The organism is Enterobacter sp. JBIWA005 (genome assembly GCF_019968805.1).
Lineage (GTDB): Bacteria > Pseudomonadota > Gammaproteobacteria > Enterobacterales > Enterobacteriaceae > Enterobacter > Enterobacter vonholyi.
This window is the reverse complement of sequence record NZ_CP074159.1, coordinates 1,108,673-1,133,237: the sequence shown is the minus strand read 5'-3', so window position 1 is coordinate 1,133,237 and position 24,565 is coordinate 1,108,673. Positions and strand designations below refer to the sequence as shown.

General features: G+C 58.0%; 25 protein-coding genes. 18 read left to right on the top strand and 7 right to left on the bottom strand.

Annotation, left to right across the window (positions count from 1 at the left end):
- The 4 genes from ybcJ to KGP22_RS05325 all read left to right on the top strand — a co-directional run bounded on the left by ybcJ (window position 1) and on the right by KGP22_RS05325 (window position 3,642).
- Window positions 1-213, top strand: a complete 213-nt coding sequence (gene ybcJ, locus KGP22_RS05340) for a ribosome-associated protein YbcJ (RefSeq protein ID WP_023334767.1) — start codon at window positions 1-3, stop codon at window positions 211-213.
- A 234-nt stretch (window positions 214-447) separates the two neighbouring features.
- The gene (locus tag KGP22_RS05335) at window positions 448-1,947 is read left to right on the top strand and encodes a PTS transporter subunit EIIC (RefSeq protein WP_024906880.1); all 1,500 of its coding nucleotides are present in this window, start codon (window positions 448-450) and stop codon (window positions 1,945-1,947) included.
- An 83-nt stretch (window positions 1,948-2,030) separates the two neighbouring features.
- The gene (malI, locus tag KGP22_RS05330; RefSeq protein ID WP_090417966.1) at window positions 2,031-3,047 is read left to right on the top strand and encodes a Mal regulon transcriptional regulator MalI; all 1,017 of its coding nucleotides are present in this window, start codon (window positions 2,031-2,033) and stop codon (window positions 3,045-3,047) included.
- A gap of 73 nt (window positions 3,048-3,120) precedes the next feature.
- The gene (locus KGP22_RS05325; protein ID WP_111963367.1) at window positions 3,121-3,642 is read left to right on the top strand and encodes a metal-dependent hydrolase; all 522 of its coding nucleotides are present in this window, start codon (window positions 3,121-3,123) and stop codon (window positions 3,640-3,642) included.
- Window positions 3,643-3,734: 92 nt separating this feature from the next.
- On the opposite strand, the gene cysS is transcribed toward KGP22_RS05325, so the two are convergent.
- Entirely contained in the window at window positions 3,735-5,120 is a 1,386-nt protein-coding gene (gene cysS, locus KGP22_RS05320) for a cysteine--tRNA ligase (protein ID WP_111963368.1), read from the bottom strand.
- A gap of 174 nt (window positions 5,121-5,294) precedes the next feature.
- On the opposite strand from cysS, the gene ppiB reads away from it, so the two are divergent.
- From ppiB to mnmH, 6 genes are all read left to right on the top strand, one after another.
- Window positions 5,295-5,789, top strand: coding sequence for a peptidylprolyl isomerase B (gene ppiB / locus KGP22_RS05315; RefSeq protein ID WP_111963369.1), 495 nt, complete (start codon window positions 5,295-5,297; stop codon window positions 5,787-5,789).
- A 3-nt stretch (window positions 5,790-5,792) separates the two neighbouring features.
- On the top strand, window positions 5,793-6,515 hold the full coding sequence (gene lpxH, locus KGP22_RS05310; RefSeq protein ID WP_111963487.1) for a UDP-2,3-diacylglucosamine diphosphatase: 723 nt from the start codon (window positions 5,793-5,795) through the stop codon (window positions 6,513-6,515).
- A gap of 138 nt (window positions 6,516-6,653) precedes the next feature.
- Complete coding sequence (locus KGP22_RS05305) at window positions 6,654-6,863, top strand: YdgH/BhsA/McbA-like domain containing protein (protein ID WP_111963370.1); 210 nt, start codon at window positions 6,654-6,656, stop codon at window positions 6,861-6,863.
- A 171-nt stretch (window positions 6,864-7,034) separates the two neighbouring features.
- Window positions 7,035-7,544 carry a 5-(carboxyamino)imidazole ribonucleotide mutase gene (gene purE, locus KGP22_RS05300; protein WP_223581484.1) on the top strand — a complete coding sequence of 170 codons (510 nt, stop codon included), beginning with the start codon at window positions 7,035-7,037 and terminating at the stop codon, window positions 7,542-7,544.
- Window positions 7,541-8,608 (top strand): 5-(carboxyamino)imidazole ribonucleotide synthase, encoded by a 1,068-nt coding sequence (gene purK / locus KGP22_RS05295; RefSeq protein WP_223581482.1) that lies wholly within the window; start codon window positions 7,541-7,543, stop codon window positions 8,606-8,608. The genes purE and purK overlap by 4 nt, the downstream gene beginning before the upstream one ends.
- Window positions 8,609-8,692: 84 nt before the next feature.
- Window positions 8,693-9,763, top strand: coding sequence for a tRNA 2-selenouridine(34) synthase MnmH (gene mnmH / locus KGP22_RS05290; protein WP_149366092.1), 1,071 nt, complete (start codon window positions 8,693-8,695; stop codon window positions 9,761-9,763).
- 123 nt (window positions 9,764-9,886) lie between these two features.
- Here mnmH and KGP22_RS05285 read toward each other — a convergent pair whose 3' ends face one another.
- From KGP22_RS05285 to ybbA, 3 genes are all read right to left on the bottom strand, one after another.
- Window positions 9,887-11,032: a porin gene (locus tag KGP22_RS05285; RefSeq protein WP_111963373.1), complete on the bottom strand. Its 1,146-nt coding sequence runs from the start codon at window positions 11,030-11,032 to the stop codon at window positions 9,887-9,889.
- 184 nt (window positions 11,033-11,216) lie between these two features.
- Window positions 11,217-13,631 (bottom strand): putative ABC transporter permease subunit YbbP, encoded by a 2,415-nt coding sequence (gene ybbP / locus KGP22_RS05280; protein WP_223581480.1) that lies wholly within the window; start codon window positions 13,629-13,631, stop codon window positions 11,217-11,219.
- A complete protein-coding gene (ybbA, locus tag KGP22_RS05275; RefSeq protein ID WP_223581478.1) occupies window positions 13,628-14,314 on the bottom strand; it encodes a putative ABC transporter ATP-binding protein YbbA in 687 nt (228 codons plus the stop codon). Before ybbA ends, ybbP begins: the two co-directional genes overlap by 4 nt.
- Between ybbA and tesA the strand changes: the two genes are divergently transcribed.
- Genes tesA through KGP22_RS05260 form a run of 3 tightly spaced genes read left to right on the top strand, consistent with a single transcriptional unit; the run spans window position 14,285 to window position 16,620 of the window.
- Entirely contained in the window at window positions 14,285-14,908 is a 624-nt protein-coding gene (tesA, locus tag KGP22_RS05270) for a multifunctional acyl-CoA thioesterase I/protease I/lysophospholipase L1 (RefSeq protein ID WP_111963490.1), read from the top strand. The genes ybbA and tesA overlap by 30 nt on opposite strands.
- Before the next feature lie 28 nt (window positions 14,909-14,936).
- Window positions 14,937-15,707 carry an SDR family oxidoreductase gene (locus KGP22_RS05265; protein ID WP_111963375.1) on the top strand — a complete coding sequence of 257 codons (771 nt, stop codon included), beginning with the start codon at window positions 14,937-14,939 and terminating at the stop codon, window positions 15,705-15,707.
- A 58-nt stretch (window positions 15,708-15,765) separates the two neighbouring features.
- Window positions 15,766-16,620, top strand: a complete 855-nt coding sequence (locus KGP22_RS05260; RefSeq protein WP_023310624.1) for a co-chaperone YbbN — start codon at window positions 15,766-15,768, stop codon at window positions 16,618-16,620.
- 50 nt (window positions 16,621-16,670) lie between these two features.
- Here the strand turns inward: KGP22_RS05260 and fetB are convergent, their stop codons facing one another.
- Window positions 16,671-17,453: an iron export ABC transporter permease subunit FetB gene (fetB, locus tag KGP22_RS05255; RefSeq protein ID WP_115874387.1), complete on the bottom strand. Its 783-nt coding sequence runs from the start codon at window positions 17,451-17,453 to the stop codon at window positions 16,671-16,673.
- A complete protein-coding gene (gene fetA, locus KGP22_RS05250; protein WP_223581475.1) occupies window positions 17,446-18,117 on the bottom strand; it encodes an iron ABC transporter ATP-binding protein FetA in 672 nt (223 codons plus the stop codon). The genes fetB and fetA overlap by 8 nt, the downstream gene beginning before the upstream one ends.
- Before the next feature lie 143 nt (window positions 18,118-18,260).
- On the opposite strand from fetA, the gene KGP22_RS05245 reads away from it, so the two are divergent.
- Genes KGP22_RS05245 through KGP22_RS05235 form a run of 3 tightly spaced genes read left to right on the top strand, consistent with a single transcriptional unit; the run spans window position 18,261 to window position 20,520 of the window.
- Window positions 18,261-19,112: a hypothetical protein gene (locus KGP22_RS05245; protein WP_111963378.1), complete on the top strand. Its 852-nt coding sequence runs from the start codon at window positions 18,261-18,263 to the stop codon at window positions 19,110-19,112.
- Window positions 19,113-19,156: 44 nt separating this feature from the next.
- Entirely contained in the window at window positions 19,157-20,071 is a 915-nt protein-coding gene (locus KGP22_RS05240) for an SPFH domain-containing protein (RefSeq protein WP_008499312.1), read from the top strand.
- Window positions 20,068-20,520 carry an NfeD family protein gene (locus tag KGP22_RS05235; RefSeq protein ID WP_039023757.1) on the top strand — a complete coding sequence of 151 codons (453 nt, stop codon included), beginning with the start codon at window positions 20,068-20,070 and terminating at the stop codon, window positions 20,518-20,520. The genes KGP22_RS05240 and KGP22_RS05235 overlap by 4 nt, the downstream gene beginning before the upstream one ends.
- Here KGP22_RS05235 and cueR read toward each other — a convergent pair.
- Window positions 20,517-20,927: a Cu(I)-responsive transcriptional regulator gene (gene cueR / locus KGP22_RS05230; RefSeq protein WP_223581473.1), complete on the bottom strand. Its 411-nt coding sequence runs from the start codon at window positions 20,925-20,927 to the stop codon at window positions 20,517-20,519. The two genes, KGP22_RS05235 and cueR, sit on opposite strands and share 4 nt — an antisense overlap.
- 108 nt (window positions 20,928-21,035) lie before the next feature.
- Here cueR and copA point away from each other — a divergent pair, with 108 nt between their 5' ends.
- Together copA and KGP22_RS05220 are read left to right on the top strand one after the other, a co-directional pair.
- A complete protein-coding gene (gene copA, locus KGP22_RS05225; RefSeq protein ID WP_111963379.1) occupies window positions 21,036-23,534 on the top strand; it encodes a copper-exporting P-type ATPase CopA in 2,499 nt (832 codons plus the stop codon).
- Between the two features lie 50 nt (window positions 23,535-23,584).
- Complete coding sequence (locus tag KGP22_RS05220; RefSeq protein ID WP_223581471.1) at window positions 23,585-24,379, top strand: TraB/GumN family protein; 795 nt, start codon at window positions 23,585-23,587, stop codon at window positions 24,377-24,379.
- The last annotated feature ends 186 nt before the right edge of the window (window positions 24,380-24,565 follow it).

The following is a 24,565-nucleotide window of genomic DNA, read 5'->3' as shown; positions in this document are numbered from 1 at the left end:
ATGGCGACTTTTTCATTAGGTAAACACCCGCACGTTGAGCTGTGCGACCTGCTCAAGCTGGAAGGCTGGAGCGAAAGCGGCGCACAGGCGAAAATCGTTATCGCCGACGGGCTGGTAAAAGTCGACGGCGTGGTAGAAACGCGCAAGCGCTGCAAGATTGTCGCGGGTCAGACCGTGAGCTTTGAAGGACAGAGCGTAACCGTTACGGCCTGAGCCGTTTGATGCCCTCACCCTAACCCTCTCCCACAGGGAGAGGGGATTTAAAATCCCCTCACTCCCATCATGGTTATTTATCGATCCACTTCAAATAATCACTATTTCATCTGTTGAAAAGTGAAAATTCAGTTGCGCGTTTTTCACTCTTTGCCCACGATAAGTAGAACGTTCTACTAAAACGTTCTACTTACAATAACAGCGCAAAAAAAGCGCTACTCGGGGGAAATCAGCATGAGTCTGATATCAGGGTTTGTTAAATCGCTGTCTAAGTTATCGATGATTGGTCGCGCCTTAATGCTGCCAATTTCACTGCTTCCCGCTGCGGGCCTGCTGCTGGCCTTCGGCGATAAGTTCCATCTGCCGCTGATGATGAACGCGGGCGGGGTTATTTTTGATAACCTGCCGATGCTGTTTGCCATTGGCTCCGCCGTGGGTCTGGCGTCAGAATCCGGCATCGCGGCGCTGTCTGCGGCGGTATCGGTGTTTGTCACGAATATCACCATCAGCACCGTGCTGAGCATCACGCCGGAAATGGCCTCTCAGGGCGGGAAATACGCCATGGTGGTGGGCATTCCGACGCTGCAGATGGGCGTCTTCGGCGGCCTGATCTGCGGTATTCTCGCGGCCTGGTGCTATAACCGCTTCCACACCATGCAGCTTCCGGAATTCCTGGGCTTCTTCTCCGGCAAGCGCTTCGTGGCGATTGCAACGGCGTTCCTCTCGTTCCTGATGGGGCTGCTGCTGCCATACGTCTGGCAGCATATTCAGGCCGGTATCGACGCGCTCTCCGTGGTGGTGAACGGTGATAATCAGGCGGCGTCGACCTTTATCTTCGGTCTGGTAGAGCGCGCGCTGATCCCGCTCGGTCTGCACCATATCTGGTATCCGTCCTTCTGGTATTCGTTTGGGGATTACACCACCCAGGCAGGCCAGGTGATCCACGGCGACCAGACCATCTGGTTCAAGATGCTGGAAGAAGGGGTGAAATCCTTCAGCAGCGACACCTACCAGAACGCTGGTAAGTTCATGCAGGGTGAATTCCCGCTGATGCTGTTCGCGCTGCCTGCGGCATGCCTGGCGATGTATCACGAAGCCCATACGAAGAATAAAAAAATCGCGGCCGGTATTCTGTTCTCCGCGGCGCTGACCTGCTTCCTGACGGGGATCACCGAACCGGTTGAGTTTACCTTTATCTTCGTGGCGCCGATCCTGTACGTCTTTAACGCCATCATGGCGGGCCTGGCCTACATGACCATGTACCTGCTGCATGCGCATATCGCCAAGTCGTTCTCCGCGGGCTTTATCGACTATCTGTCATTCGGGATCCTGCCGTCCTTTAACGGCTACCAGACCCACTTCCTGAGCGCCATTATCATCGGCATTCCAATGGGCCTGATTTATTACTTCACGTTCCGCTTTGTGATCCGTCGTTTCGACGTGAAAACGCCGGGCCGCACTGAAGTGACCGCTAACGCGGATGAGAAATCGGATTCCGAACTCGCGACAGAGATCATCACCCTGCTGGGCGGTGCGCATAACATCGACTCCGTCGGCGCCTGTATCACCCGTCTTCGCCTGGAAGTGACAAAAAGCGAGGTGGTGGATAAAGACGGTCTGAACGGACTCGGCGCGCGCGGCGTGGTGTTTGTCGGCGACAACGGTATTCAGGTGATTTTCGGTGCCAGAGCACAGTTTATCGCCCAGACCATGTCCACCATGATCGGCAAATAATAAGATGCCTGAACGACACGTCTCCTGTACGCTGGGAGACGTGTTTTATCTGGCTGATAATCGGTAAATTTCAGGGAGCGGTTTTGAAGAAAGTCAGCATTATTGATGTCGCAAAGCACGCGGGCGTGTCGGTCTCAACCGTCTCGCTGGTGCTGCGCCAGAAAGGGAAAATCTCAGAGGCAACGATCGAGAAGGTCAACGCTGCCATCAATACGCTGGGCTATGTTCATAACGTTGCCGCTGCCAACCTCCGCGCCAATACGTCCAACCTGATTGGCCTGATCCTCCGTGACTTTAGCGACAGTTTCTCCATCAAGGTGATGGCGAGCATCGTTCAGGATCTCGAAAAACAGGGGTATATGGTTTTTCTCGGTCAGCCCCAGAACGACCATGACCATCTTGAGCGCTGCCTGCTGTCGTTTAAGCAGCAGGGCGTCGCCGGAGTTATCTATCTGGCCTCGGATACCCGCACGTCTACCCTGCCGGAACAGATTCGCCGCTGCCCGCTGCCGCTGGTGGTGGTCTCGCAGTCGCTGCTGGATGAAAAATGCAATCTGGTGATGCGCGATAACCGACAGGCGGCCAATCTGGCGGTGCGTTATCTTATCGAGCGCGGTCATCGCAATATCGCCTACATTGGCGGACGCGAAGGCTGCCTTATCCGCGAACAGCGCCTGCTCGGTTTTCGCAGCGCGATGGCGCAAAACGGGCTGGTCTGGCGCGATGAATACTCTCCGGCCTGCAGCGATGACACGCTGGCCGCGGGTTTCGCCACCCGCCAGTTGCTGGAAAAAAACAACACCATCACCGCCCTGCTCTGCCACTCGCCGGATGCCATGATCGGCTCTATCTCCGGTATTCATCAGGTCGGGCGTACGGTGGGTAAAGATGTCTTTCTGACGCAGCAGGTCGCGCTGGTCGGTTTCGAAGATATGCTCCACGTTAACCTCACCTCGCCATCGTTTACCTACGTCTCGTCCGCCAGCGAAGAGACGGGGCGTCAGGCGGCCGGGCTGATTATCCGCACGCTGAAGGAGCCGACGCTGCAAACCCAGCGCATTACGCTTTCCGGGCAGCTTATCGCTCGAGAATCGGCGTAAATTCAGAATTTCGCACAGGTTTTTTAGCGCGGGATGACTGCTATATTTCCATGATTTGCCATGGATAATCACAATGCCTACCGTTATTACGCACGCCGCTGTTCCGCTTTGCCTGGGCTTAGGCCTGGGAACCAAAGTGATTCCTCCCCGCCTGCTGTTTGCCGGGATTATCCTCGCCATGCTTCCGGATGCCGACGTGCTGGCATTTAAGTTTGGTGTCGCGTACGGCAATGTTTTCGGCCACCGCGGCTTTACCCACTCCCTGCTGTTTGCCTTTGTAGTGCCGATACTTTGCGTGCTGACTGGACGACGTTGGTTCAGAACCAGCCTGACGCGGTGCTGGTTGTTTTTAACGGTGTCACTGCTGTCGCACAGCCTGCTGGATTCGATTACCACGGGCGGGAAAGGCGTCGGCTGGCTGTGGCCGTGGTCAGATGAACGCTTCTTTGCGCCGTGGCAGGTGATTAAAGTGGCGCCGTTTGCGCTGTCGCGCTATACCACGCCGTACGGGCATCAGGTGATTATTTCAGAGCTGCTGTGGGTGTGGCTGCCGGGGATCGTACTGATGGGGATGTTGTGGTGGAGGCGGAGGTAAAAGCAAAACGGCAACTCAAGTTGCCGTTTTTAGTGTTTGCACCCTCTCCCTGTGGGAGAGGGCTGGGGTGAGGGCATCAGCGCGCCCCAGACTTACTTACGGCGCCAGGTCGTTCCCTGCGGGCCGTCTTCCAGAATGATGCCCATCTCGGTCAGACGGTTGCGCGCCGCATCTGCCGCCGCCCAGTCCTTCGCCTGACGCGCTTCCAGACGCGCCTTGATCAACGCTTCAATCTCCGCCACTTCACCGTCGTCCGCCTGCGCACCGCTCTGCAGGAACGCGTCCGGATCCTGCTCCAGCAGGCCAAGAACGGAGGAGAGCTTACGCAGATGGGACGCCAGCGCATTCGCCGCGGCCATATCTTCTGACTTCAGGCGGTTCACTTCGCGCGCCATGTCGAACAGCACGGAGTACGCTTCAGGGGTGTTGAAGTCGTCGTTCATCACCTCAACGAAGCGGGCTTCGAACGCTTCGCCGCCTGCAGCAGGAACAGACCTGTCGGTACCGCGCAGCGCGGTGTACAGACGCTCCAGAGCCGAGCGCGCCTGTTTCAGGTTCTCTTCGCTGTAGTTCAGCTGGCTGCGATAGTGGCCGGACATCAGGAAGTAGCGAACGGTTTCCGCGTCGTAGTACTTCAGCACGTCGCGCACGGTGAAGAAGTTACCCAGCGATTTCGACATCTTCTCGCGGTCAACCATAACCATCCCGGAGTGCATCCAGTAGTTCACGTACTCGCCGCCGTGGGCGCAGGTGGACTGCGCGATTTCGTTTTCGTGGTGCGGGAACATCAGGTCTGAACCGCCGCCGTGAATGTCGAAGTGCTTGCCCAGCTGTTTGCAGTTCATCGCGGAACATTCAATGTGCCAGCCCGGACGGCCTTCGCCCCACGGGGATGACCAGCTTGGTTCACCCTCTTTGGACATTTTCCACAGCACGAAGTCCATCGGGTTACGCTTCACGTCAACCACGTCAACGCGGGCACCGGCCTGGAGCTGTTCCAGATCCTGACGGGAGAGCGAACCGTAGGTTGGGTCCGTCGGCACGGAGAACATGACGTCGCCGTTGTCGGCAACATACGCATGACCGCGGGCAATCAGCTTTTCGGTGATCTCGATGATTTCGTGAATATGGTGGGTCGCGCGCGGCTCGCTGTCCGGACGCAGAATATTCAGGGCGTCGAAGTCTTTGTGCATCTCAGCGATCATGCGATCCACCAGCGCAACAAAGCTTTCGCCGTTTTCATTGGCGCGCTTGATGATCTTATCGTCGATGTCGGTGATATTACGCACGTATTTCAGGTTGTACCCCAGAAAACGCAGGTAGCGAGACACCACGTCGAAGGCGACAAAGGTACGGCCATGGCCGATGTGACAGAGGTCGTAAACCGTAATACCACACACGTACATGCCAACTTCCCCGGCATGGATAGGTTTAAATTCCTCTTTTTGGCGCGTCATTGTATTAAAGATTTTTAACATCGAAGATTCCATGTAAACACGTGTGTGGTTGAAAACCGGCTATTCTACCCGTAATTCAAACCCGAAGCAGCACACAATGCAAGGTGATCGCATCCTGTGGTTATGCTATAACAAGCCCCTATAGATGACCCGAAGGCGGGTCGACGTACCACAATAACGGAACAGGATGCAAAAATGGTTACTTTCCACACTAATCATGGCGATATCGTAATCAAAACCTTTGATGACAAAGCGCCTGAAACAGTTAAAAACTTCCTGGACTACTGCCGCGAAGGTTTCTACAACAACACCATTTTCCACCGCGTGATCAACGGTTTTATGATCCAGGGCGGCGGTTTCGAACCTGGCATGAACCAGAAAGCCACCAAAGAAGCGATCAAAAACGAAGCGAACAACGGCCTGAAAAACACCCGCGGCACGCTGGCGATGGCGCGTACTCAGGCACCTCACTCTGCTACCGCGCAGTTCTTCATTAACGTGGCTGACAACGACTTCCTGAACTTCTCCGGCGAAAGCCTGCAGGGTTGGGGCTACTGCGTATTCGCAGAAGTGGTTGAAGGTATGGACGTGGTTGACAAGATCAAAGCCGTCGCTACTGGCCGCAGCGGTATGCACCAGGACGTTCCTAAAGAAGACGTTGTGATTACAAGCGTGACCGTCAGCGAGTAATTGGTGGCGACACTCTTTATTGCAGATCTGCATCTGCAAACAGAAGAACCGGCGATTACCGCCGGTTTTCTGCGTTTTTTACGCGGTGAAGCGAAAAGCGCCGATGCGCTGTACATCCTGGGCGACCTGTTTGAAGCCTGGATTGGCGACGACGACCCTAACCCGCTGCACAGTGAAATGGCCGCCGCCATTCACGCGCTGGTAGATTCCGGCGTCCCCTGCTACTTCATTCACGGCAATCGTGATTTCCTGATCGGCAAGCGCTACGCCCGCGAAAGCGGCATGACGCTGCTGCCGGAAGAACGGGTACTCAATCTCTATGGCCGCAAGGTCCTGATCATGCACGGCGACACGCTCTGCACCGACGATACCGGCTACCTGGCGTTTCGCGCCAAGGTCCACACCCCGTGGATCCAGAAGGTGTTCCTTGCCCTGCCGCTGTTTATCCGCAACCGTATCGCTGCCAGAATGCGTGCGGGCAGCAAAGCCGCCAACAGCAGCAAATCCATGACCATCATGGACGTGAATCCGCAGGCCGTGGTGAGCGTGATGGAAAAGCATGGCGTTCAGTGGTTGATACACGGTCATACCCATCGTCCAGACGTGCATTCCCTTATCGCCAACGGCGAACCGGCCCATCGCGTGGTGTTGGGTGCCTGGCACACCGAAGGCTCCATGGTCAAAGTCACGCCAGAGGGCGTCGAGCTGATCGCTTTCCCGTTTTAATCCCCCTCAAAATTCATTCTATTTTTTTGAACAATATTGGCAAATTGTTTCGATTTTAATCAGTCCGTGGTCGGTCTACTATTTATCACATCAGGGCAAAACACCCTATCCCAAACAAAATACTTAAGGAATACGACCATGAAATCCATCAAAACTTTCGTTGCAGTTGCTGCTCTGTCTCTGGCTTCTTTCGGTTCTTTCGCTCAAAGCGTGAGCGCAACTGCCTCTACCCTTGACCGCGCAGAAGCGAAAATCGCTGCACAGGCTGCTGAACAGGGTGCGTCTTACAAAATCACCAGCGCGAAGGTCGACAACCGCGTCTATATGACCGCAGAACTGACGAAATAATGATTGCCCATCGACGAAAACAGACCGCCAGAATGCGGTCTGTTTTGTTATGAATTGACGGCAACAACGGCTCAAGATTTAACCGCGCAACCGTTTTCCTTGCCCGTATAACATGCTATTCTCTGTGCCCTCGAAAGCAGTGTGTTTCGCACCACAGGAGTTTTAAGACGCATGTCTTCCCGCAATAATCCGGCGCGTGTCGCCATCGTGATGGGGTCCAAAAGCGACTGGGCTACCATGCAGTTCGCCGCCGAAATCTTTGAAATCCTGAATGTTCCGCACCACGTTGAAGTGGTCTCCGCGCACCGTACGCCTGACAAACTGTTCAGCTTCGCAGAAAGCGCCGAAGAGAATGGTTATGAGGTGATCATTGCCGGCGCGGGCGGCGCAGCACATCTGCCGGGCATGATTGCCGCCAAAACCCTGGTACCGGTTCTGGGCGTCCCGGTACAAAGCGCCGCGTTAAGCGGTGTGGATAGCCTCTACTCCATCGTCCAGATGCCGCGCGGTATTCCTGTCGGCACGCTGGCGATTGGCAAAGCGGGTGCCGCCAATGCCGCCCTGCTGGCTGCGCAGATCCTGGCGACACACGATAAAGCGTTGCATCAGCGTCTGGCGGAGTGGCGTAAAGCCCAGACCGACGAAGTGCTGGACAATCCAGACCCGCGGGGTGAGGCATGAAGCAGGTTTGCGTCCTCGGTAATGGCCAGTTAGGCCGAATGCTGCGTCAGGCCGGTGAACCGCTGGGGATTGCCGTCTGGCCCGTCGGGCTGGACGCCGAGCCGGAAGCCGTCCCATTCCACCAGAGCGTGATCACCGCCGAGATCGAACGCTGGCCGGAGACCGCTCTGACCCGCGAGCTGGCGCTTCACAACGCCTTTGTTAACCGCGACGTGTTCCCAATCATTGCCGACCGTCTGACGCAAAAGCAGCTGTTCGACAAGCTCGGTCTGCCGACCGCACCGTGGCAGCTCCTGTCCGATAAAAGCGAGTGGAACGACGTCTTCGCCATGCTGGGCGAGCTGGCGATTGTGAAGCGCCGCGTGGGCGGCTACGATGGCCGCGGCCAGTGGCGCCTGCGCGCAAACGACACCGCCGAGCTGCCGGACGACTGCTACGGCGAATGCATCGTTGAGCAGGGCATTAACTTCAGCGGTGAAGTCTCGCTGGTTGGCGCGCGCGGGCATGACGGCCGCACGGTGTTTTATCCGCTGACGCATAACCTGCATCAGGACGGCATTCTGCGCACCAGCGTCGCCTTCCCGCACGCCAATGCTGACCAGCAGGCGCAGGCGGAAGAGATGCTCTCTGCCATCATGCACGAGCTGGGCTACGTGGGCGTCATGGCGATGGAGTGTTTTGTGACGCCGTCTGGTCTGCTAATCAACGAGCTGGCACCGCGCGTGCACAACAGCGGCCACTGGACGCAAAATGGCGCGTCCATCAGCCAGTTCGAACTGCACCTGCGCGCCATCACCAACCTGCCGCTGCCGCAGCCGGTGGTCAATAGCCCGTCGGTGATGATCAACCTGATCGGCACCGATCTGAACTACGACTGGCTGAAGCTGCCGCTCGTGCATCTGCACTGGTATGACAAAGAGGTTCGCGAGGGTCGTAAGGTCGGTCACCTGAACCTGAACGACAGCGACACGGGCCGCCTGAGCGCCACCCTGGAAGCCATGATCCCTCTCCTGCCGCCGGAATACGCGAGCGGTATTGTCTGGGCACAGTCAAAGCTCAAGTAAGACATCTGCGCCGGGGAGTTGACCTTCCCCTTCCCCGGCGTAAAATCCCCGCCCATTGCTGCTGAGTTTTCTTCTGGAATAACCATGAACGATGGAACGGACTATCGCGCGATCCTCGCGTCTGATACCCCTTTAATCGACGTTCGCGCGCCGATCGAATTTGCCCAGGGCGCGATGCCTGCGGCGATCAACCTGCCTTTAATGAACGACGACGAGCGCGCGGCCGTCGGCACCTGCTATAAACGCCAGGGCCCCGAGGCCGCGCTGGCGCTCGGCCATCGCCTGGTGAACGGCGACACGCGTGAAGCACGCATCAACGCCTGGCGGGAAGCCAGCCTTGCCCATCCTGAGGGCTTTCTCTGCTGCGCGCGCGGCGGCCAGCGCTCGCATATCTCGCAGGCCTGGCTGAAAGAGGCGGGTATCGACTACCCGCTGATCCGCGGCGGCTATAAGGCCCTGCGCCAGACGGCGATTCAGGTGACCATTGAGCAGTCGCAAAAGCCGATGGTGCTTATTGGCGGCTGTACCGGGAACGGTAAAACCCTGCTGGTGAAGCAGCACGCGCAGGGTATCGATCTGGAAGGGCTGGCGCACCATCGCGGTTCGTCGTTTGGCCGCACGCTCACGCCGCAGCTTTCCCAGGCCAGCTTTGAAAATCACCTTGCGGCTGAGCTCCTGAAAAAAGACGCCGCACGCTGGGTGCTGGAAGACGAAGGCCGGATGATTGGCTCCAACCACCTGCCGGAGTGCCTGCGCGACCGCATGGTTGAAGCCCCTATCGTGGTGGTCGAGGATCCGTTTGAGATCCGTCTTGAACGGCTGCGCGAAGAGTATTTCGACCACATGTGGGCGGATTTTTCTGCGGCCTACGGTGAAGAAGCGGGATGGAAAGAATACAGCGAGTACCTGCATCACGGCCTGTTCGCCATTCGTCGCCGCCTGGGGCTACAGCGGTATGCAGAATTCACCGTGCTGTTAGATTCCGCGCTGCTGGAACAGCAACGATCTGGCCGCACGGACGCGCACTTCAGCTGGCTTGCGCCGCTGCTGAACGACTATTACGACCCGATGTACGGCTATCAGCTGGAGAAAAAGGCGGAGAAAATTGTCTATCGCGGGACGTACGGCGAGGTCGCTGACTGGCTTAATCGCTGAAAAAAAGCCGGGTGGCGAGGTAAAAGCAAAACGGCAACCTGGGTTGCCGTTTTTAATGTTTTTTCCCTCTCCCCGTGGGAGAGGGTCAGGGTGAGGGCATCAGGCCGCACCCTACAACACGGCTTAGAAGTCGTAACGCAGACGCACCAGGTTCATGTCGCCCAGGTTGTCGGTGCTGGAAGTGAACACGTGTTCGTAATCCACGCGGAAACCGTAATCCAGCTGGAAGCTGATACCCACGCCGTTGTCGATGCGCTGGTAGTTACGGCCGTTCACGTAGTCAATACGGTCGCCCATGAAGTAAGGCTGGATGGATTTCACCGCGTACTGACCGACTGGGAATTTGTAACCTGCGAAGTACTCAATACCCCACGCGTCGCCCGCAAAGTAGTCGTTAACAGACACTTTTTTGGTGGTCATGAAGTTCTGGTACCAGCCGCCGCCAACGGAGAAGGTCCAGTTGTCCGGGGTCCAGCTCAGCGCAGTACCGAGGATGTTCTGGTCATAGGTTTTGCTGTCGCCGTTGTCCGGATTACGCATATCCGCGCGGGTGTAGTTCCACGCGGCGCCCCAGGTCAGATCGGTGGTCAGGTGGTAATCCAGACCCAGCGAGCCGCCGCCTTTACGCTTGTAGCGCAGGCCGTTGCCCGGCAGGTATTCGCTGTCTTCAAACAGGTAAGATGCGTAGATGTCAGCATCGCCCACGGTTTTCTTATATTTCAGCATCTTACGTGAACGGTAAGAACCGTCGTAATCGCCTTTGATCCCGTTACCCGGCGCCTGACCGATCATGTCGTAGTCCCAGATATCGGTTTTCGCACCCACCACATCATAGTAAACGCTGTTCTGTTGGCCGAAGGTCAGCGTACCCCAGGTGTCGCTCTTCAGACCGGTGTAGAGCATACGACGCGTCGTGTCGTGGTCGCTCTCGCTGTAGTGGTTATCCCAGTTGAACATTGCAGGGAAGTTCACGCCCAGCTCGTAGTAGCTTACCCAGCTGATGTCATCAAACAGGTAGTAATCTGCTGCGAAACGGAAACGGGTACCGCCGTCAAAACCGTTACGCTTGTAGCTGTTTTTACCGTCGTCGCCGGTCATGTTCTGGAACTGAGGACGAATGCTGCCGCCAACGGTGAAGTTCAGGCGGCTCAGCGGGTTACCCGCCTGAGGATCCTGCTTAAGAACCGTGATTTCCGCCTGAGAAGCGAAGGTAGTCAATGCCACTGCCGCGCCGATCGTTACCGCCAGCGCTGATTTTTTTATAGTCATTATTTTTCCCTTAATAGACACGCTGCTAAATATTTAGCGGGTGAATATTAACTGGAAATAATCGGGCCGTGTGGTCGGTTTTTTAATGTTTTGTGCTACTAAATGAGTGGGTATTATCACTTTGTGCCATTTTAATACTACGCGCCGGAATTAAAAACCAACGCGTAATTATCACAGTGCTAAATCAACTGGCAAACTGACGGAACAGGGCTTTGCCCTTTAACAGCCGCGTGCCGAGCCAGCCTCCGCAGAGAGAAAGCAGCGCAGCGCCGCACAGAGGCAGGATCAACCAAAGACGCCAGTCAGGCTCCCACGGGAAGTCGAAGACCTTTGTCTGCAGCACCGCCAGCGCCGTCTCTGCGCCAATGGCCGCCACCAGACCGGCCACCAGCCCCAGCAGCGCAAACTCGCTCCAGAGCGTCATTCGCAGCAGCCGCTTTCCGGCCCCCAGCGTGCGGTAAACCACCAGTTCCTGATGGCGCTGGCGCATGCCCACCTGCACCTGGGCCAGCAGCAACAGCACGCCGCAGATCGTCACCAGCACCACCATCACCTCCAGCGCGCGGCTCACCTGCTCCAGCACCTGCCCCACCTGTTTGAGGATCGCGCCGATATCCAGCAGGCTGACCGTCGGAAACTCCCGGTTGAGCTGGGTCAGCATGCCGTTGCCGTTTTCCCAGCGGAAGCTGGTCAGCCAGCTCTGCGGCTGCCCGTCCAGCGCACCCGGCGGGAAGATAAAGAAGAAGTTGGGCCGCAGGCTCTCCCAGTCCACCTTACGCAGGCTGGTGACCTTCGCGGTGAAATCCTGCGTATCGCCTGTGAAGGTGACGCTGTCCCCCAGCTTCACGTTCAGCCGCGTCGCCAGCCCCTCCTCCATCGACACTTCCCCCGCTTTCGGCGGCCAGGTGCCGGCGGTTATCGGGTTGTGGTCAGGGCGTTTCTCCTGCCAGGTGAGGTTCAGCTCGCGGTTAAGCGACTCGTCCTTATTCCCCTCCGTTGGGTGGCCGTTGATCTGCGTGAGACGCGCGCGAACGATGGGATAGAACGACTCGGGAATGATGTGATGCTCCGACAGGAAGCCCTTCAGCGGCGTAACCTGCTCAGGCGCGATATTGATCAGGAAATAGTTCGGGCTTTCAGGAGGCAACTGCTGCTGCCAGCGATCGAGCAGATCGCCGCGCAGCACCAGCAGCAGCGCCAGCAGCATAAACGACAGCGAGAACGCCGACAGCTGGCTGAGCGTAGACCAGGGCTGGTGCAGCAGTCGGTTGACCGCCAGGCGCACGGGCAGCGATTTTACCGTCACCCTTTTCAGGAGGTTGAGTAGGATCCAGCCCAGCACACCGCACAGCAGCGCCAGCACAACCGCCCCGGCCAGCACCGCCCACAGCAGCGTGCTGCCCCCCATCAGCCACGCCAGCAGCCCCACCGCCACCGCAATAATCACCGGAAGGTAGAACTTCAGCGGCCAGACGTTCGCCACCACATCGTTACGGAGCACGCGCAGCGGCTGCGTGGCGAGCAGCAGGCGGTAGGGTCGGAGCCCCACCAGCACCGAGATCACCGTCATCGCGCCCATCGCCCACAGCCACGGCCAGAGGCTGGCAGGCGGCAATGCGGCAGGGAGCACCGGTTTCAGCATCACCATCAGCAGTTTTTCAAACAGCAGCCCCATTATGCCGCCGGTCAGCGCTGACAGAACCAGAAGCATCAGCCACTGGCCGACAATCAGCTTGCGCAGCTGCGCCCGGCCCGCCCCCAGGGTTTTGAGGATCGCCACCAGGTCGTAGCGGCTGCGGCAGTAGTGCCCCATCGCCACGGCCACCGCCGCCACCGCCAGCAGCAGGGTTAACAGTGCCGACAGCAGCAGGAACTGCTGAGAGCGCTCCAGAGATTTACCGAGCGCCCCCTCATCCTGCTCCAGCCCGTACCAGCGGTGCTCTGGTTTGAGCTGCGGCATAAGCCATTTTTCATAAGCGGCAAGCTGGGCGGGCGTGCCGCCAAATTTATAGCGCCAGGTGACGCGGCTGCCCGGCTGTACGGCATGGGTGGCCGCGACATCCGCGGTGTTCATCAGCAGGCGAGGCGCAAGCTGGAACGGGTTAAAACCGCCGTCGGGCTCCTGCACCACTTCCCCGGCGATTTTCAGCGTGGCGTCGCCGACGTCGATACTGTCTCCAGGTTTCAGGTTCAGCAGCGCCATCAGACGCGATGCCAGCAGCACCGTACCGGGCGTCGGCTTTAACCCTGGCGGACTGGTTTGTAAGTCACCATACATCGGGTAGATATCATCGACGGCCTTGACGCTCGCCAGCTGCGGCGTGTCGCCCGCGAAGGTCATGGTCTGGAAGGTGATTTGTTCCCCCACCTTCAGCCCTTCTTTGCGCGCTGATTCAATCCAGCCCGACGGCACGGGGCGGGAGCTTTCCAGCGCCCTGTCCCCCGCCATAAACTCCCGGCTCTGCTGGCTGAGCCCTTTTTCCATGCGGTCACTGACGCTGCCGAGCGCCAGCACGCAGGCCACTGCCAGGCTTAGCGCCAGCCAGACAATCAGCAGCGAGGGGGAGCGCCACTCGCGCCAGAACCAGCGGGTAATCATGCTTCCTCCTGCAGAACGCCGTTCACCAGCCGCAGGCGACGGTCGCAGCGCGCGGCGAGCTGCGGATCGTGGGTCACGAGGATAAGCGTAGTGCCGTGCTCGCGGTTGAGCGAAAACAGCAGGTCGGCAATCCGGTCTCCGGTGTTACGATCAAGGTTGCCGGTAGGCTCATCGGCAAACAGCACCTGAGGGCAGCCGTTAAACGCGCGGGCCAGCGCCACGCGCTGCTGCTCACCGCCGGAAAGCTGGGCGGGAAGATGGTCAAGACGTTTACCCAGACCGAGCTGTTCGAGCAGCGCCTTCGCGTGAGCGCGGCTTTCACGGCTATTTTCACCGCGCAGCAGCGCCGGGAGCTCGACGTTTTCCAGCGCGTTCAGGGTCGGGATCAGCATAAAGGACTGAAAGACAAAACCAACGTGACGCGCGCGCAGCGCGGCCCGCGCCTCTTCATCAAGCTGATGCAGCGGCTGCCCGACAAGGTGGACCTCGCCGCTGCTGCCGTCGTCCAGACCGGCCAAAATCGCCAGCAGCGTGGACTTGCCGGAACCGGATTCGCCAATCAGCGCGATGGTTTCAGCGCGTTTGACAACGAGTTCAACTCCGGTAAGGATGGAAAGCTCGTGCTCCCCCTGACCGACGGACTTCTTAAGATGATGAACTTCAACACTGTTTTCCGCTGGCATTTGCCCTTCCTGTTTTTGATTCTGATGACCTTCCGCGCGGCGGCAGCGGACACGTTACTGGTTCTCGGCGACAGCCTGAGCGCAGGCTATCGCATGGCGGCCAGCGCGGCCTGGCCCGCCCTGCTCAATGACAAATGGCAGAGCAAGACCGCTGTAATCAACGCCAGCATCAGCGGCGATACATCGCAGCAGGGTTTATCGCGCCTGCCTGCGCTGCTCAAACAGCATAAGCCGCGCTGGGTGCTGGTTGAGCTTGGCGGTAATGATGGATTGCGCGGTTTCCAGCCTCAGCAAACCGAGCAAACGCTGCGTACCATTTTGCAGGACATCAAGGCGGCAAACGCCCAGCCGCTGCTGATGCAAATTCGCCTGCCCGCCAACTACGGTCGTCGGTATAATGAGGCCTTTAGCGCGATCTACCCTAAGCTTGCCAAAGAGTTTGATATTCCGCTGCTGCCATTTTTCATGGAAGAGGTCTATCTCAAACCCCAGTGGATGCAAGACGACGGGATCCACCCCAATCGCGATGCGCAGCCGTTTATTGCCGACTGGATGGCAACGCGGCTGGCTCCTTTAGTTAAACATGACTCCTGATTAAGCGGAGATCCTGACAGGTAAAGTTATGCAAAAATCGGTCTTAATTACAGGATGTTCCAGTGGAATCGGCCTGGAAAGCGCGCTCGAACTGAAGCGCCAGGGGTTTCGGGTTCTGGCGGCCTGTCGTAAACCTGACGACGTCGAACGCATGAACGGCCTGGGCTTTACCGGCGTGCTGCTGGATATGGACTCGCCGGAAAGCGTTGAGCGCGCCGCCGATGAGGTGATCGCGCTGACCGGTAATCGTCTGTACGGGCTCTTTAATAATGCCGGCTACGGCGTGTATGGCCCGCTGGATACCCTCACCCGCGAAACGCTGGAGAAGCAGTTTTCGACCAACTTCTTCGGCGTGCATCAGCTCACCATGCGTCTGCTCCCCGCGATGCTGCCGCACGGTGAAGGGCGCATCGTGATGACGTCGTCGGTGATGGGACTGATTTCCACCCCGGGCCGCGGCGCCTACGCCGCCAGCAAATATGCGCTGGAGGCCTGGTCCGACGCCCTGCGCATGGAGTTACGCCACAGCGGCATTAAGGTCAGCCTGATTGAGCCCGGCCCGATCCGCACCCGCTTTACCGAAAACGTGAACCAGACCCAGGCGGATAAACCGGTCGAGAACCCCGGCATCGCCGCGCGTTTTACCCTCGGGCCCGAAGCGGTGGTGGCCAAAGTGCGCCATGCTTTTGAGAGCGACCATCCCAAAATGCGCTATCCGGTAACGCTGGTCACCCATGCCGTAGGCTGGTTAAAACGCCTGCTGCCGGGCAGGATGATGGACAAAATTTTGCGCGGTTGAGTTGAAGCGACGACGCTCATCCCCATGTAAAGAACAAACCGACAAAAGAGAAAGCCGCATGTCCGTACAGAATATCGTCAATATCACAGAAGCTAACCTGCAACAGACTCTTGAACAGTCGATGACCAAACCGGTCCTGTTCTACTTCTGGTCTGAACGCAGCCAACACTGCCTGCAGCTGACGCCGGTGCTGGAAAGCCTTGCCGCCCAGTACAACGGTCAGTTCATTCTCGCCAAGCTGGACTGCGACGCCGAGCCGATGGTAGCGTCTCAGTTTGGCCTGCGCGCCATCCCTACCGTCTATCTGTTCCAGAACGGCCAGCCTGTTGACGGTTTCCAGGGGCCGCAGCCGGAAGAGGCGATTCGCGCCCTGCTGGATAAAGTGCTGCCGCGCGAAGAAGAGCTGAAAGCGCAGGAAGGCATGGCGCTGATGCAGGAAGGCAAATACGACGAAGCGCTGCCGCTGCTCAAAGAGGCGTGGCAGCTGTCGAATCAGAACAGCCAGATTGGCCTGCTGCTGGCGGAAACGCAGATCGCCCTGCACCGCTCAGAAGACGCGGAAGCCGTACTCAAAACGGTTCCGCTCCAGGATCAGGACACCCGCTATCAGGGGCTGGTTGCACAAATTGAGCTCCTGAAGCAGGCGGCGGACACCCCGGAAATTCAGCAGCTGCAGCAGCAGGTAGCCGACAACCCGGCAGATGCCGCGCTGGCAAGCCAGCTTGCGCTGCAGCTGCATCAGGTGGGGCGTAACGAAGAAGCGCTTGAGCTGCTTTTCAGCCATCTGCAAAAAGATTTAGCCGCCGCAGACGGTCAGGCGCGCAAGATGTTCCAGGAGATCCTGGCCGCGCTGGGCACCGGAGACGCGCTGGCGTCGAAGTATCGTCGTCAGCTTTACGCGCTGTTGTATTGATAAAAAAGCCCGGTGGCGGCTTCGCCTTACCGGGCCTGGAAATGCCGATATTACCCCGTCTTTTTCAACTGCGTCACCACCAGCTGGTGGCGCGCGTTGTAGAACTTCCGATAGGTCAGGTAGCAGGCAATGATGGTCGACAGGCTTGCCGTGGAAAGCAGCATAAACGTCACCATGATCTGATACTTAATCGCTTTTACCGGATCGATACCGGCAAAAATCAGCCCCGACATCATGCCCGGCAGGCTCACAAGCCCCACCGTTTTGGCGGAATCCACGGTCGGGATCAGCGATGAGCGAATGCTCTCGCGAATCAGCCGCGCCGAGGCCACTTTAGGCGTCGCCCCCAGGCTTAGTTTCTCCTGCAGCTGCTGCTGTTCGCTGCTGAAACGCTGGCCGAGATTGTTGTAACAGAGCCCAACGGCCACCATCGCGTTCCCCGCAATCATCCCCGAGATAGGGATAACCTGCATCGGCGTAAACTCAATCGAGCCGGAAAGTACCAGCACCGCCAGCGTGAGCGCCGTTCCGGTGGTAATCGCGATAAACGACGAAACAAACGCCTTATCGATGTATTTACTGCGCTTTTGCGCATTCCACGCCGCGTTAAAGCAGATAAAGAGCACCATCAGCAGCGTCAGCACCGCGTGGTTAACGTTGAAGATATACTTCAGCACATAGCCGACGATGATGAGCTGAACCACCGCGCGGCAGATACTCCACACGATATCTTTTTCCAGCCCCAGCTTTTCCCGGTAGCTGACCACAATCGCAATCAGCACCAGCACCATCGAAAAGGCCAGAGATTCGTTGGTAATGTTATGTTCACCCACGGTTTGCCTCCTGCATTTTTCCGCCGCGCGGCTGGAGCGTAATCACGTCATCCGCATGGGTTATTTCGTTAGCGTCGTGCGTCACCCACAGCACGGCAATGTTCTGCTCCCGGGCGTAACGATGAATAATCTCGTTAACGTTGCGCTTGTTGACGTCATCGAGCGCGCTGGTGATTTCGTCCAGCAACAACACCTTCGGTAAAAACTGCAGGTTGCGGATCAGCGAGACCCGCTGCTTTTCGCCGCCCGACAGCGCGTTGATGGATTTTGTCAGCGTCTCCTGCGCCAGGCCAAAGCGGGCCAGATCGTGGGTAAACGTTTCCGGCTCCGGCGTTTTATTGCGAATTTGCCACGGGAAAATCAGGTTGTCGTAAACCGTATCGCCAAAAAGCGCGGGCGTTTGCACGCAGTACGAGACCTGCTGGCGATAGCTTTCCGGGGAAAGCGACGCGATATCCTCGCCTTCAAACAGAATGGCTCCCTCCGTCGGGCTGAGGAGTGAAGCCACAATCTTCAGCAGCGTGCTTTTCCCACAGCCTGAGGGACCCGTGATTAATTTAAACTCGCCCGGCGACAGGCTAAACCCGACGTGCTGCAGGATCGTGTTTTCCCCGACTCGAAACCCGACGTCCCTGAGATGCAAAAGGTTTTTTTTATCGTTCATTGCGCTTCCGTTAACCGCTTCGTGTAATAACCGCCTGTAGCATAATCCTTTCGCCCGCACAGCGCGAATAGCCTCACGCTGAAGCAAGTGTTAAACTTTTTGTTTATAAATTGTCACCACCATCACTACAGGAAGTATGCAGCATGGCACATATCTTTTATGAGTTTCCTTCCCTGAAGCCTGGTGTTCCTGATGTCGAAACATTAATGGAAGTCATCAAATCGTCGGAACTCACGCGTTTTGTGATAGGTGCAGAGGTGGTCGATTTTGTTAAGAAGGCGCTCATCGTGAACACCACGATCGGCAGCTTCAAAAATTGCTATTTCGCCTTCGACAACGGGACACACTTCCTTGAATTTGACGGTAAAGGCAAATCAAAACGCTTCAATGAAGTGCCGGACTGGTTCGTCTCTCCGGCGGAATTTTCACGCACACAGTGGCTTATCAACCACGATCTTGCGGATGTGAAAGCCACCCGGTTCATTGAGGTCCTGATGTCCTACCCGCTGAAAGCGCGCCGTGCGCACTGTAATTTGTTATTCGGGCTGGAGCTGGAAAAGGTGAATGCGGTTCCGGCCGCGGCGTCAGCGGCAGGCAAAATCGGCAATAAAAACGGTAAAACGACCAAACCCCGCGTCACCGATCTGGGATCGTTCGAGCTGTTCAGCCAGTTCTTTGCGCGCATGAAAACCGCCGTGCAGGCCGATGAGTTCCCTACCCTGCAGATCCTGACGGGCATGGATAACCTGGCAAAAGCGCCGCATAATTTAAAGCAGGGCATCAGAACCTGGTTTAAAGCCATCGCGGGCGACCTTCCACCGAATAACAAACGCGTTGAGGCGGGAAATGCCGTTCTGTTCTGCGCCCCCATTCGCGAACAGATCCAGCGCATCGAAGCGCTGGGGCTGGAGAATTACTACCAGGGATTATCCAAAGCCATTGCCGAAGCGGGTGATGGCTTCATCTCTGACTTTACCTATACTTACGAGCAATAAACACACACTTTCACTCATCACGGCATGCAAAACAGGAGGTTTTTATGCTTATCGTTGTTCCCGTCCTTATTTTCGTTGCGCTGGTTATCGTGGGCGCTGGCGTCAAAATTGTCCCTCAGGGTTATCAGTGGACCGTCGAGCGTTTCGGCCGTTACACCAACACGCTCCAGCCCGGCTTAAGCCTGATTGTCCCGTTCATGGACAGAATCGGCCGCAAGATCAATATGATGGAACAGGTGCTGGACATTCCTTCCCAGGAAGTGATCTCAAAGGATAACGCCAACGTCACCATCGACGCCGTGTGCTTTATTCAGGTGATTGACGCGCCGAAGGCGGCCTATGAGGTCAGCAATCTGGAGCTGGCGATCGTCAACCTGACGATGACCAACATCCGTACCGTGCTCGGCTCGATGGAGCTGGACGAGATGCTTTCCCAGCGCGACAGCATCAACACCCGCCTGCTGCACATTGTTGATGAGGCCACCAACCCGTGGGGGATCAAAGTTACCCGTATTGAGATCCGCGACGTGCGTCCGCCGGCGGAGCTGATCGCCTCCATGAACGCCCAGATGAAGGCCGAGCGAACCAAGCGCGCCTACATTCTGGAAGCCGAAGGGGTACGCCAGGCGGAGATCCTCAAAGCGGAAGGGGAAAAACAGTCACAGATCCTGAAAGCGGAAGGCGACCGTCAGTCCGCGTTTTTGCAGGCGGAAGCGCGTGAACGTTCCGCCGAAGCGGAAGCCCGCGCCACCCAGATGGTGTCCGAGGCGATTGCCGCCGGTGATATCCAGGCCGTGAACTACTTTGTCGCGCAAAAATATACCGACGCGCTGAAAGAGATTGGCTCGGCGAACAACAGCAAAGTGGTGATGATGCCGCTGGACGCCAGCAGCCTGATGGGCTCTATCGCGGGGATCGCCGAACTGATCAAGGACAGCGGAAACGAGCGTAAAAAATGATTGAGCTCATCGTTGCACATCCTCACGCCTTCTGGCTAAGTCTCGGTGGCTTATTGCTGGCAGCAGAGATGCTGGGCGGCAACGGCTACCTGCTCTGGAGCGGTGTTGCCGCCGTCATTACCGGTCTTCTGGTCTGGATCCTTCCCCTGGACTGGGCGTGGCAGGGAGCGCTGTTTGCCGCGCTGACGCTGGTGGCCGCCTGGCTGTGGTGGCGCTGGCTTAACCGGCGGGTTAACGAGCAGAAACCGGTGGACGCCCACCTTAACCAGCGCGGACAGCAGATTGTCGGCAAGCGTTTTACCCTCGACACCGCGCTGGTGAACGGACGCGGACATATGCGCGTAGGCGACAGCTCGTGGCCGGTGGTCGCCGACGATGACCTCAGCGCCGGCACGCGGGTTGAAGTCATTGCGGTGGAAGGCATTACCCTGCGGATAAAAGCCTGCTAAGCGTGGGTTTTGCGGTCGCAGCAGCCGGCAAGATTATCAATAATCGGGCAGTCGGCGCTGTCATCCCCCGGACAGGAGTCCGCGAGCTGCAGCAGCTGTTCGCGCATCGCCTGCAGCTCGACGATGTGGCGTTCAATTTCAGCCACTTTTTCCAGCGTGCGTTTTTTCACGTCGGCGCTGTGACGCTTCGGATCGTTGAACAGGTTAACCAGCTCGCCGCACTCTTCCAGATTAAAACCGACCTGTCTTGCCTGGCGAAGCAGCGTCAGCTCATCCAGATGCAGCTGCGTGTAGCTACGGTAGCCGTTTTCACTGCGCAGCGGCGGCGTGACCAGCCCCTTCTCTTCATAAAAGCGGATCGCTTTGCTGGTTAAGCCGGTTTTTTTTGCCACATCACTGATATTCACAATTCCCCCTTGACCTTCCCCTTGATGGAAGGTTTAACCTTCATAACAGTTAGTGAAAAGCGTTACTCCGGTCAACAACTGACCAAAATATTATACGGGAGTTTTGTTATGTCTCACACTATTGACCTGACGCTGGACGGCCTCTCCTGCGGCCACTGCGTCAAACGCGTTAAAGAAAGCCTGGAACAGCGCCCTGATGTGGAAAGCGCTGACGTGACTATCGATCATGCCGCCGTGACCGGCAGCGCCAGCGCGGATGCGCTGATCGATACCATCAAGCAGGCCGGTTACGGGGCGGAGTTAAGCCACCCAAAGGCTAAACCGCTGGCAGAGTCATCATCCCCGTCGGAAGCACTGACAGCGGCCACTCCTGAGCTTCCGGCAGCGGATGATATTGACGACAGCCAACAGCTGCTGATCAACGGCATGAGCTGCGCCAGCTGCGTCTCCCGGGTACAAAACGCCCTGCAGGCGGTACCGGGCGTCGCCCAGGCACGGGTCAATCTTGCGGAGCGTACTGCGCTGGTTATGGGCAGTGCCTCCGCCGCAGAGTTAGTGCAGGCCGTTGAGAAAGCGGGCTACGGCGCGGAGGCCATCGAAGATGATGCAGAGCGTCGCGAGCGCCAGCAGGAAACGGCTATCGCCACCATGAAGCGCTTCCGCTGGCAGGCCATCGTCGCCCTGCTGGTGGGTATTCCGGTGATGGTGTGGGGCATGATGGGTGACAATATGATGGTCACCGCTGACAACCGCACCCTGTGGCTGGCGATCGGTCTGATTACCCTGGCGGTGATGGTATTCGCAGGCGGTCATTTCTATACCAGCGCCTGGAAGAGCCTGAAAAACCGCACCGCGACGATGGATACGCTGGTTGCGCTCGGTACCGGCGCGGCGTGGCTCTATTCGATGAGCGTGAACGTCTGGCCCCAGTGGTTCCCGATGGAAGCGCGGCATCTCTATTATGAAGCGAGCGCAATGATTATCGGCCTGATCAACTTAGGCCATATGCTGGAAGCCCGCGCCCGCCAGCGCTCATCGAAAGCGCTGGAAAGATTGCTTGATTTAACCCCGCCGACGGCCCGCGTGGTCACGGACGAGGGGGAAAAGAGCGTTCCATTGGCTGAGGTTCAGCCCGGCATGACGCTGCGTCTGACCACGGGGGACCGCGTTCCCGTTGACGGTAAGATAACCCAGGGCGAAGCCTGGCTGGATGAAGCGATGCTGACCGGGGAGCCTATTCCCCAGCAGAAATCAGATGGCGACGCCGTGCATGCCGGTACGGTGGTGCAGGACGGCAGCGTGCTGTTCACCGCCAGTGCCGTCGGCAGCCACACCACGCTGTCGCGTATTATCCGCATGGTGCGCCAGGCGCAAAGCAGCAAGCCGGAGATAGGCCAGCTTGCTGATAAAATCTCGGCCATTTTTGTGCCGGTGGTGGTCGGCATTGCCCTGCTGAGCGCGGCTATCTGGTATTTTTTCGGCCCGGCACCGCAGATTGTGTATACCCTGGTAATCGCCACCACGGTGCTGATCATCGCCTGTCCTTGCGCCCTGGGCCTCGCGACGCCGATGTCGATTATCTCCGGCGTAGGCCGCGCGGCCGAATTTGGCGTACTGGTGCGGGACGCGGACGCGCTGCAGCGGGCCAGCACCCTGGACACGCTGGTGTTTGATAAAACCGGCACGCTGACCGAAGGTAAACCACAGGTGGTCGCCGTTACGACCGCTGGCATTACCGAAGAACAGGCGCTTCGGCTTGCCGCCGCGCTGGAGCAAGGCTCAAGCCATCCGCTGGCGCGCGCCATTCTCGATAAAGCCAATGCGTCTGCCCTGCCGCAGGTGAGCAATTTCCGCACCCTGCGCGGGCTCGGCGTGAGCGGTGAAGCAGAAGGTCACGCGCTGCTGCTGGGCAATCAGGCGTTGCTCAATGAAAACGGTATTGATACCGCCGCGCTGGAAAACGAGCTGAAGGAGCAGGCGTCACAGGGCGCCACCCCGGTTCTGCTGGCGGTGGATGGCAAAGCCGCCGCGCTGCTGGCCGTGCGCGATCCGCTTCGCCAGGACAGCGTGGATGCCTTACAGCGCCTGCACCGTGCGGGCTACCGTCTGGTGATGCTGACCGGGGATAACCCGACCACTGCCAACGCCATCGCAAAAGAGGCCGGTATTGATGAGGTCATTGCAGGCGTACTGCCGGACGGCAAAGCGGACGCCATCAAGAAACTGCAAAGCCAGGGTCGTGAGGTGGCGATGGTCGGCGACGGCATCAACGATGCCCCGGCGCTGGCCCAGGCGGATGTGGGGATCGCAATGGGCGGCGGGAGCGATGTCGCCATCGAAACCGCTGCCATCACGCTGATGCGCCACAGCCTGATGGGCGTTGCCGACGCGCTGGCCATTTCAAAAGCCACGCTGCGCAACATGAAGCAGAACCTGCTGGGGGCGTTTATCTACAACTCGCTCGGCATCCCGATTGCTGCCGGCATTTTGTGGCCGCTGACCGGCACGCTGCTTAACCCGGTGGTCGCGGGTGCGGCAATGGCGCTCTCCTCCATTACCGTGGTAAGCAACGCCAACCGGCTGTTGCGGTTTAAACCGAAGGATTGAACCTTGTACCCGTACGCGCTAGCATGAACCTTTCCGTTCATGGAGCGCGTATGGGTCTGTTTCATCGTATAAAAACATCGTTTCGCGCCCTTTTCCCTCGCCGTTACGCCTGGCCCGGTCTGGATATCTCGCTTCCCGGCGGGCAGCACCTGCACCTGGTCGGCAGCATCCATATGGGCACGCAGGATATGTCTCCCCTGCATCCGGGCCTGATAAAACTGCTTAAACACGCCGACGCGCTGGTCGTTGAGGCGGACATTTCGGGTCAGGAGTCGCCGTTTGCCGGGCTCGAAAGCGATCTCACCCTGGCGGAACGTCTGGATGATACCCGGCTTGCGGAACTGACGCGCGTCGCCGATGAGACGGGCGTCTCGCTCTCCATGATTGATACCCTGCCGCTGTGGCAAATCGCGATGGTACTGCAGGCCACGCAGGCGCAGCGTCTGGGCCTGCGCGGTGACTACGGCATTGATTACCAGCTGCTGAACGCGGCAAGGGCGCGCAGTTTGCCCATCATCGAGCTGGAAGGAACGGACAGCCAGATTGCGCTCCTGCGGCAGCTTCCCGACGACGGTCTGATGCTGCTGGATGATACGCTGACCCACTGGCACACCAACGCGCGCCTGCTGCAAACGATGATTGGCTGGTGGCTGGATGCGCCGCCCGCGGACGGCAGGCTGGCGTTACCGTCGACGTTCAGCGAATCGCTGTATGATGTGCTGATGAATGCGCGTAACAAAGCCTGGCGAGAGACTCTGCATGCTTTACCTGCGGGGCATTACGTGGTGGCGGTTGGGGCGTTACATTTGTACGGGGAAGGGAATTTACCGTCGTTGCTGAAGTAAAAAAATGGCCAATATTTCTATTGGCCCGTCAAAGAGGAATTTCATCGTTTTTATTATGCCGAAGGAGACCTTCGGTTGAGCCGATTGTCGCTCAAAGTGACCATCACTGCCAATACTATTGCGCAAGATGGTGCTATTTTTTAGACAAACGTCAGGCGTATGCTGGCTGCATGAATTGTCTGTCGT

What these genes read in the sequence shown, in the direction of transcription:
- purK (WP_223581482.1), top strand. Translation starts at nt 7,541, where the DNA reads ATGAAGCAGGTTTGCGTCCTCGGTAATGGCCAGTTAGGCCGAATGCTG.
- KGP22_RS05260 (WP_023310624.1), top strand. Translation starts at nt 15,766, where the DNA reads ATGTCCGTACAGAATATCGTCAATATCACAGAAGCTAACCTGCAACAG.
- tesA (WP_111963490.1), top strand. Translation starts at nt 14,285, where the DNA reads ATGAACTTCAACACTGTTTTCCGCTGGCATTTGCCCTTCCTGTTTTTG.
- KGP22_RS05235 (WP_039023757.1), top strand. Translation starts at nt 20,068, where the DNA reads ATGATTGAGCTCATCGTTGCACATCCTCACGCCTTCTGGCTAAGTCTC.
- KGP22_RS05240 (WP_008499312.1), top strand. Translation starts at nt 19,157, where the DNA reads ATGCTTATCGTTGTTCCCGTCCTTATTTTCGTTGCGCTGGTTATCGTG.
- ybbP (WP_223581480.1), bottom strand. Translation starts at nt 13,631, where the DNA reads ATGATTACCCGCTGGTTCTGGCGCGAGTGGCGCTCCCCCTCGCTGCTG.
- ybbA (WP_223581478.1), bottom strand. Translation starts at nt 14,314, where the DNA reads ATGCCAGCGGAAAACAGTGTTGAAGTTCATCATCTTAAGAAGTCCGTC.
- KGP22_RS05220 (WP_223581471.1), top strand. Translation starts at nt 23,585, where the DNA reads ATGGGTCTGTTTCATCGTATAAAAACATCGTTTCGCGCCCTTTTCCCT.
- KGP22_RS05325 (WP_111963367.1), top strand. Translation starts at nt 3,121, where the DNA reads ATGCCTACCGTTATTACGCACGCCGCTGTTCCGCTTTGCCTGGGCTTA.
- mnmH (WP_149366092.1), top strand. Translation starts at nt 8,693, where the DNA reads ATGAACGATGGAACGGACTATCGCGCGATCCTCGCGTCTGATACCCCT.
- cysS (WP_111963368.1), bottom strand. Translation starts at nt 5,120, where the DNA reads ATGTTAAAAATCTTTAATACAATGACGCGCCAAAAAGAGGAATTTAAA.
- KGP22_RS05245 (WP_111963378.1), top strand. Translation starts at nt 18,261, where the DNA reads ATGGCACATATCTTTTATGAGTTTCCTTCCCTGAAGCCTGGTGTTCCT.
- fetA (WP_223581475.1), bottom strand. Translation starts at nt 18,117, where the DNA reads ATGAACGATAAAAAAAACCTTTTGCATCTCAGGGACGTCGGGTTTCGA.
- copA (WP_111963379.1), top strand. Translation starts at nt 21,036, where the DNA reads ATGTCTCACACTATTGACCTGACGCTGGACGGCCTCTCCTGCGGCCAC.
- KGP22_RS05335 (WP_024906880.1), top strand. Translation starts at nt 448, where the DNA reads ATGAGTCTGATATCAGGGTTTGTTAAATCGCTGTCTAAGTTATCGATG.
- KGP22_RS05305 (WP_111963370.1), top strand. Translation starts at nt 6,654, where the DNA reads ATGAAATCCATCAAAACTTTCGTTGCAGTTGCTGCTCTGTCTCTGGCT.
- KGP22_RS05285 (WP_111963373.1), bottom strand. Translation starts at nt 11,032, where the DNA reads ATGACTATAAAAAAATCAGCGCTGGCGGTAACGATCGGCGCGGCAGTG.
- ppiB (WP_111963369.1), top strand. Translation starts at nt 5,295, where the DNA reads ATGGTTACTTTCCACACTAATCATGGCGATATCGTAATCAAAACCTTT.
- purE (WP_223581484.1), top strand. Translation starts at nt 7,035, where the DNA reads ATGTCTTCCCGCAATAATCCGGCGCGTGTCGCCATCGTGATGGGGTCC.
- KGP22_RS05265 (WP_111963375.1), top strand. Translation starts at nt 14,937, where the DNA reads ATGCAAAAATCGGTCTTAATTACAGGATGTTCCAGTGGAATCGGCCTG.
- ybcJ (WP_023334767.1), top strand. Translation starts at nt 1, where the DNA reads ATGGCGACTTTTTCATTAGGTAAACACCCGCACGTTGAGCTGTGCGAC.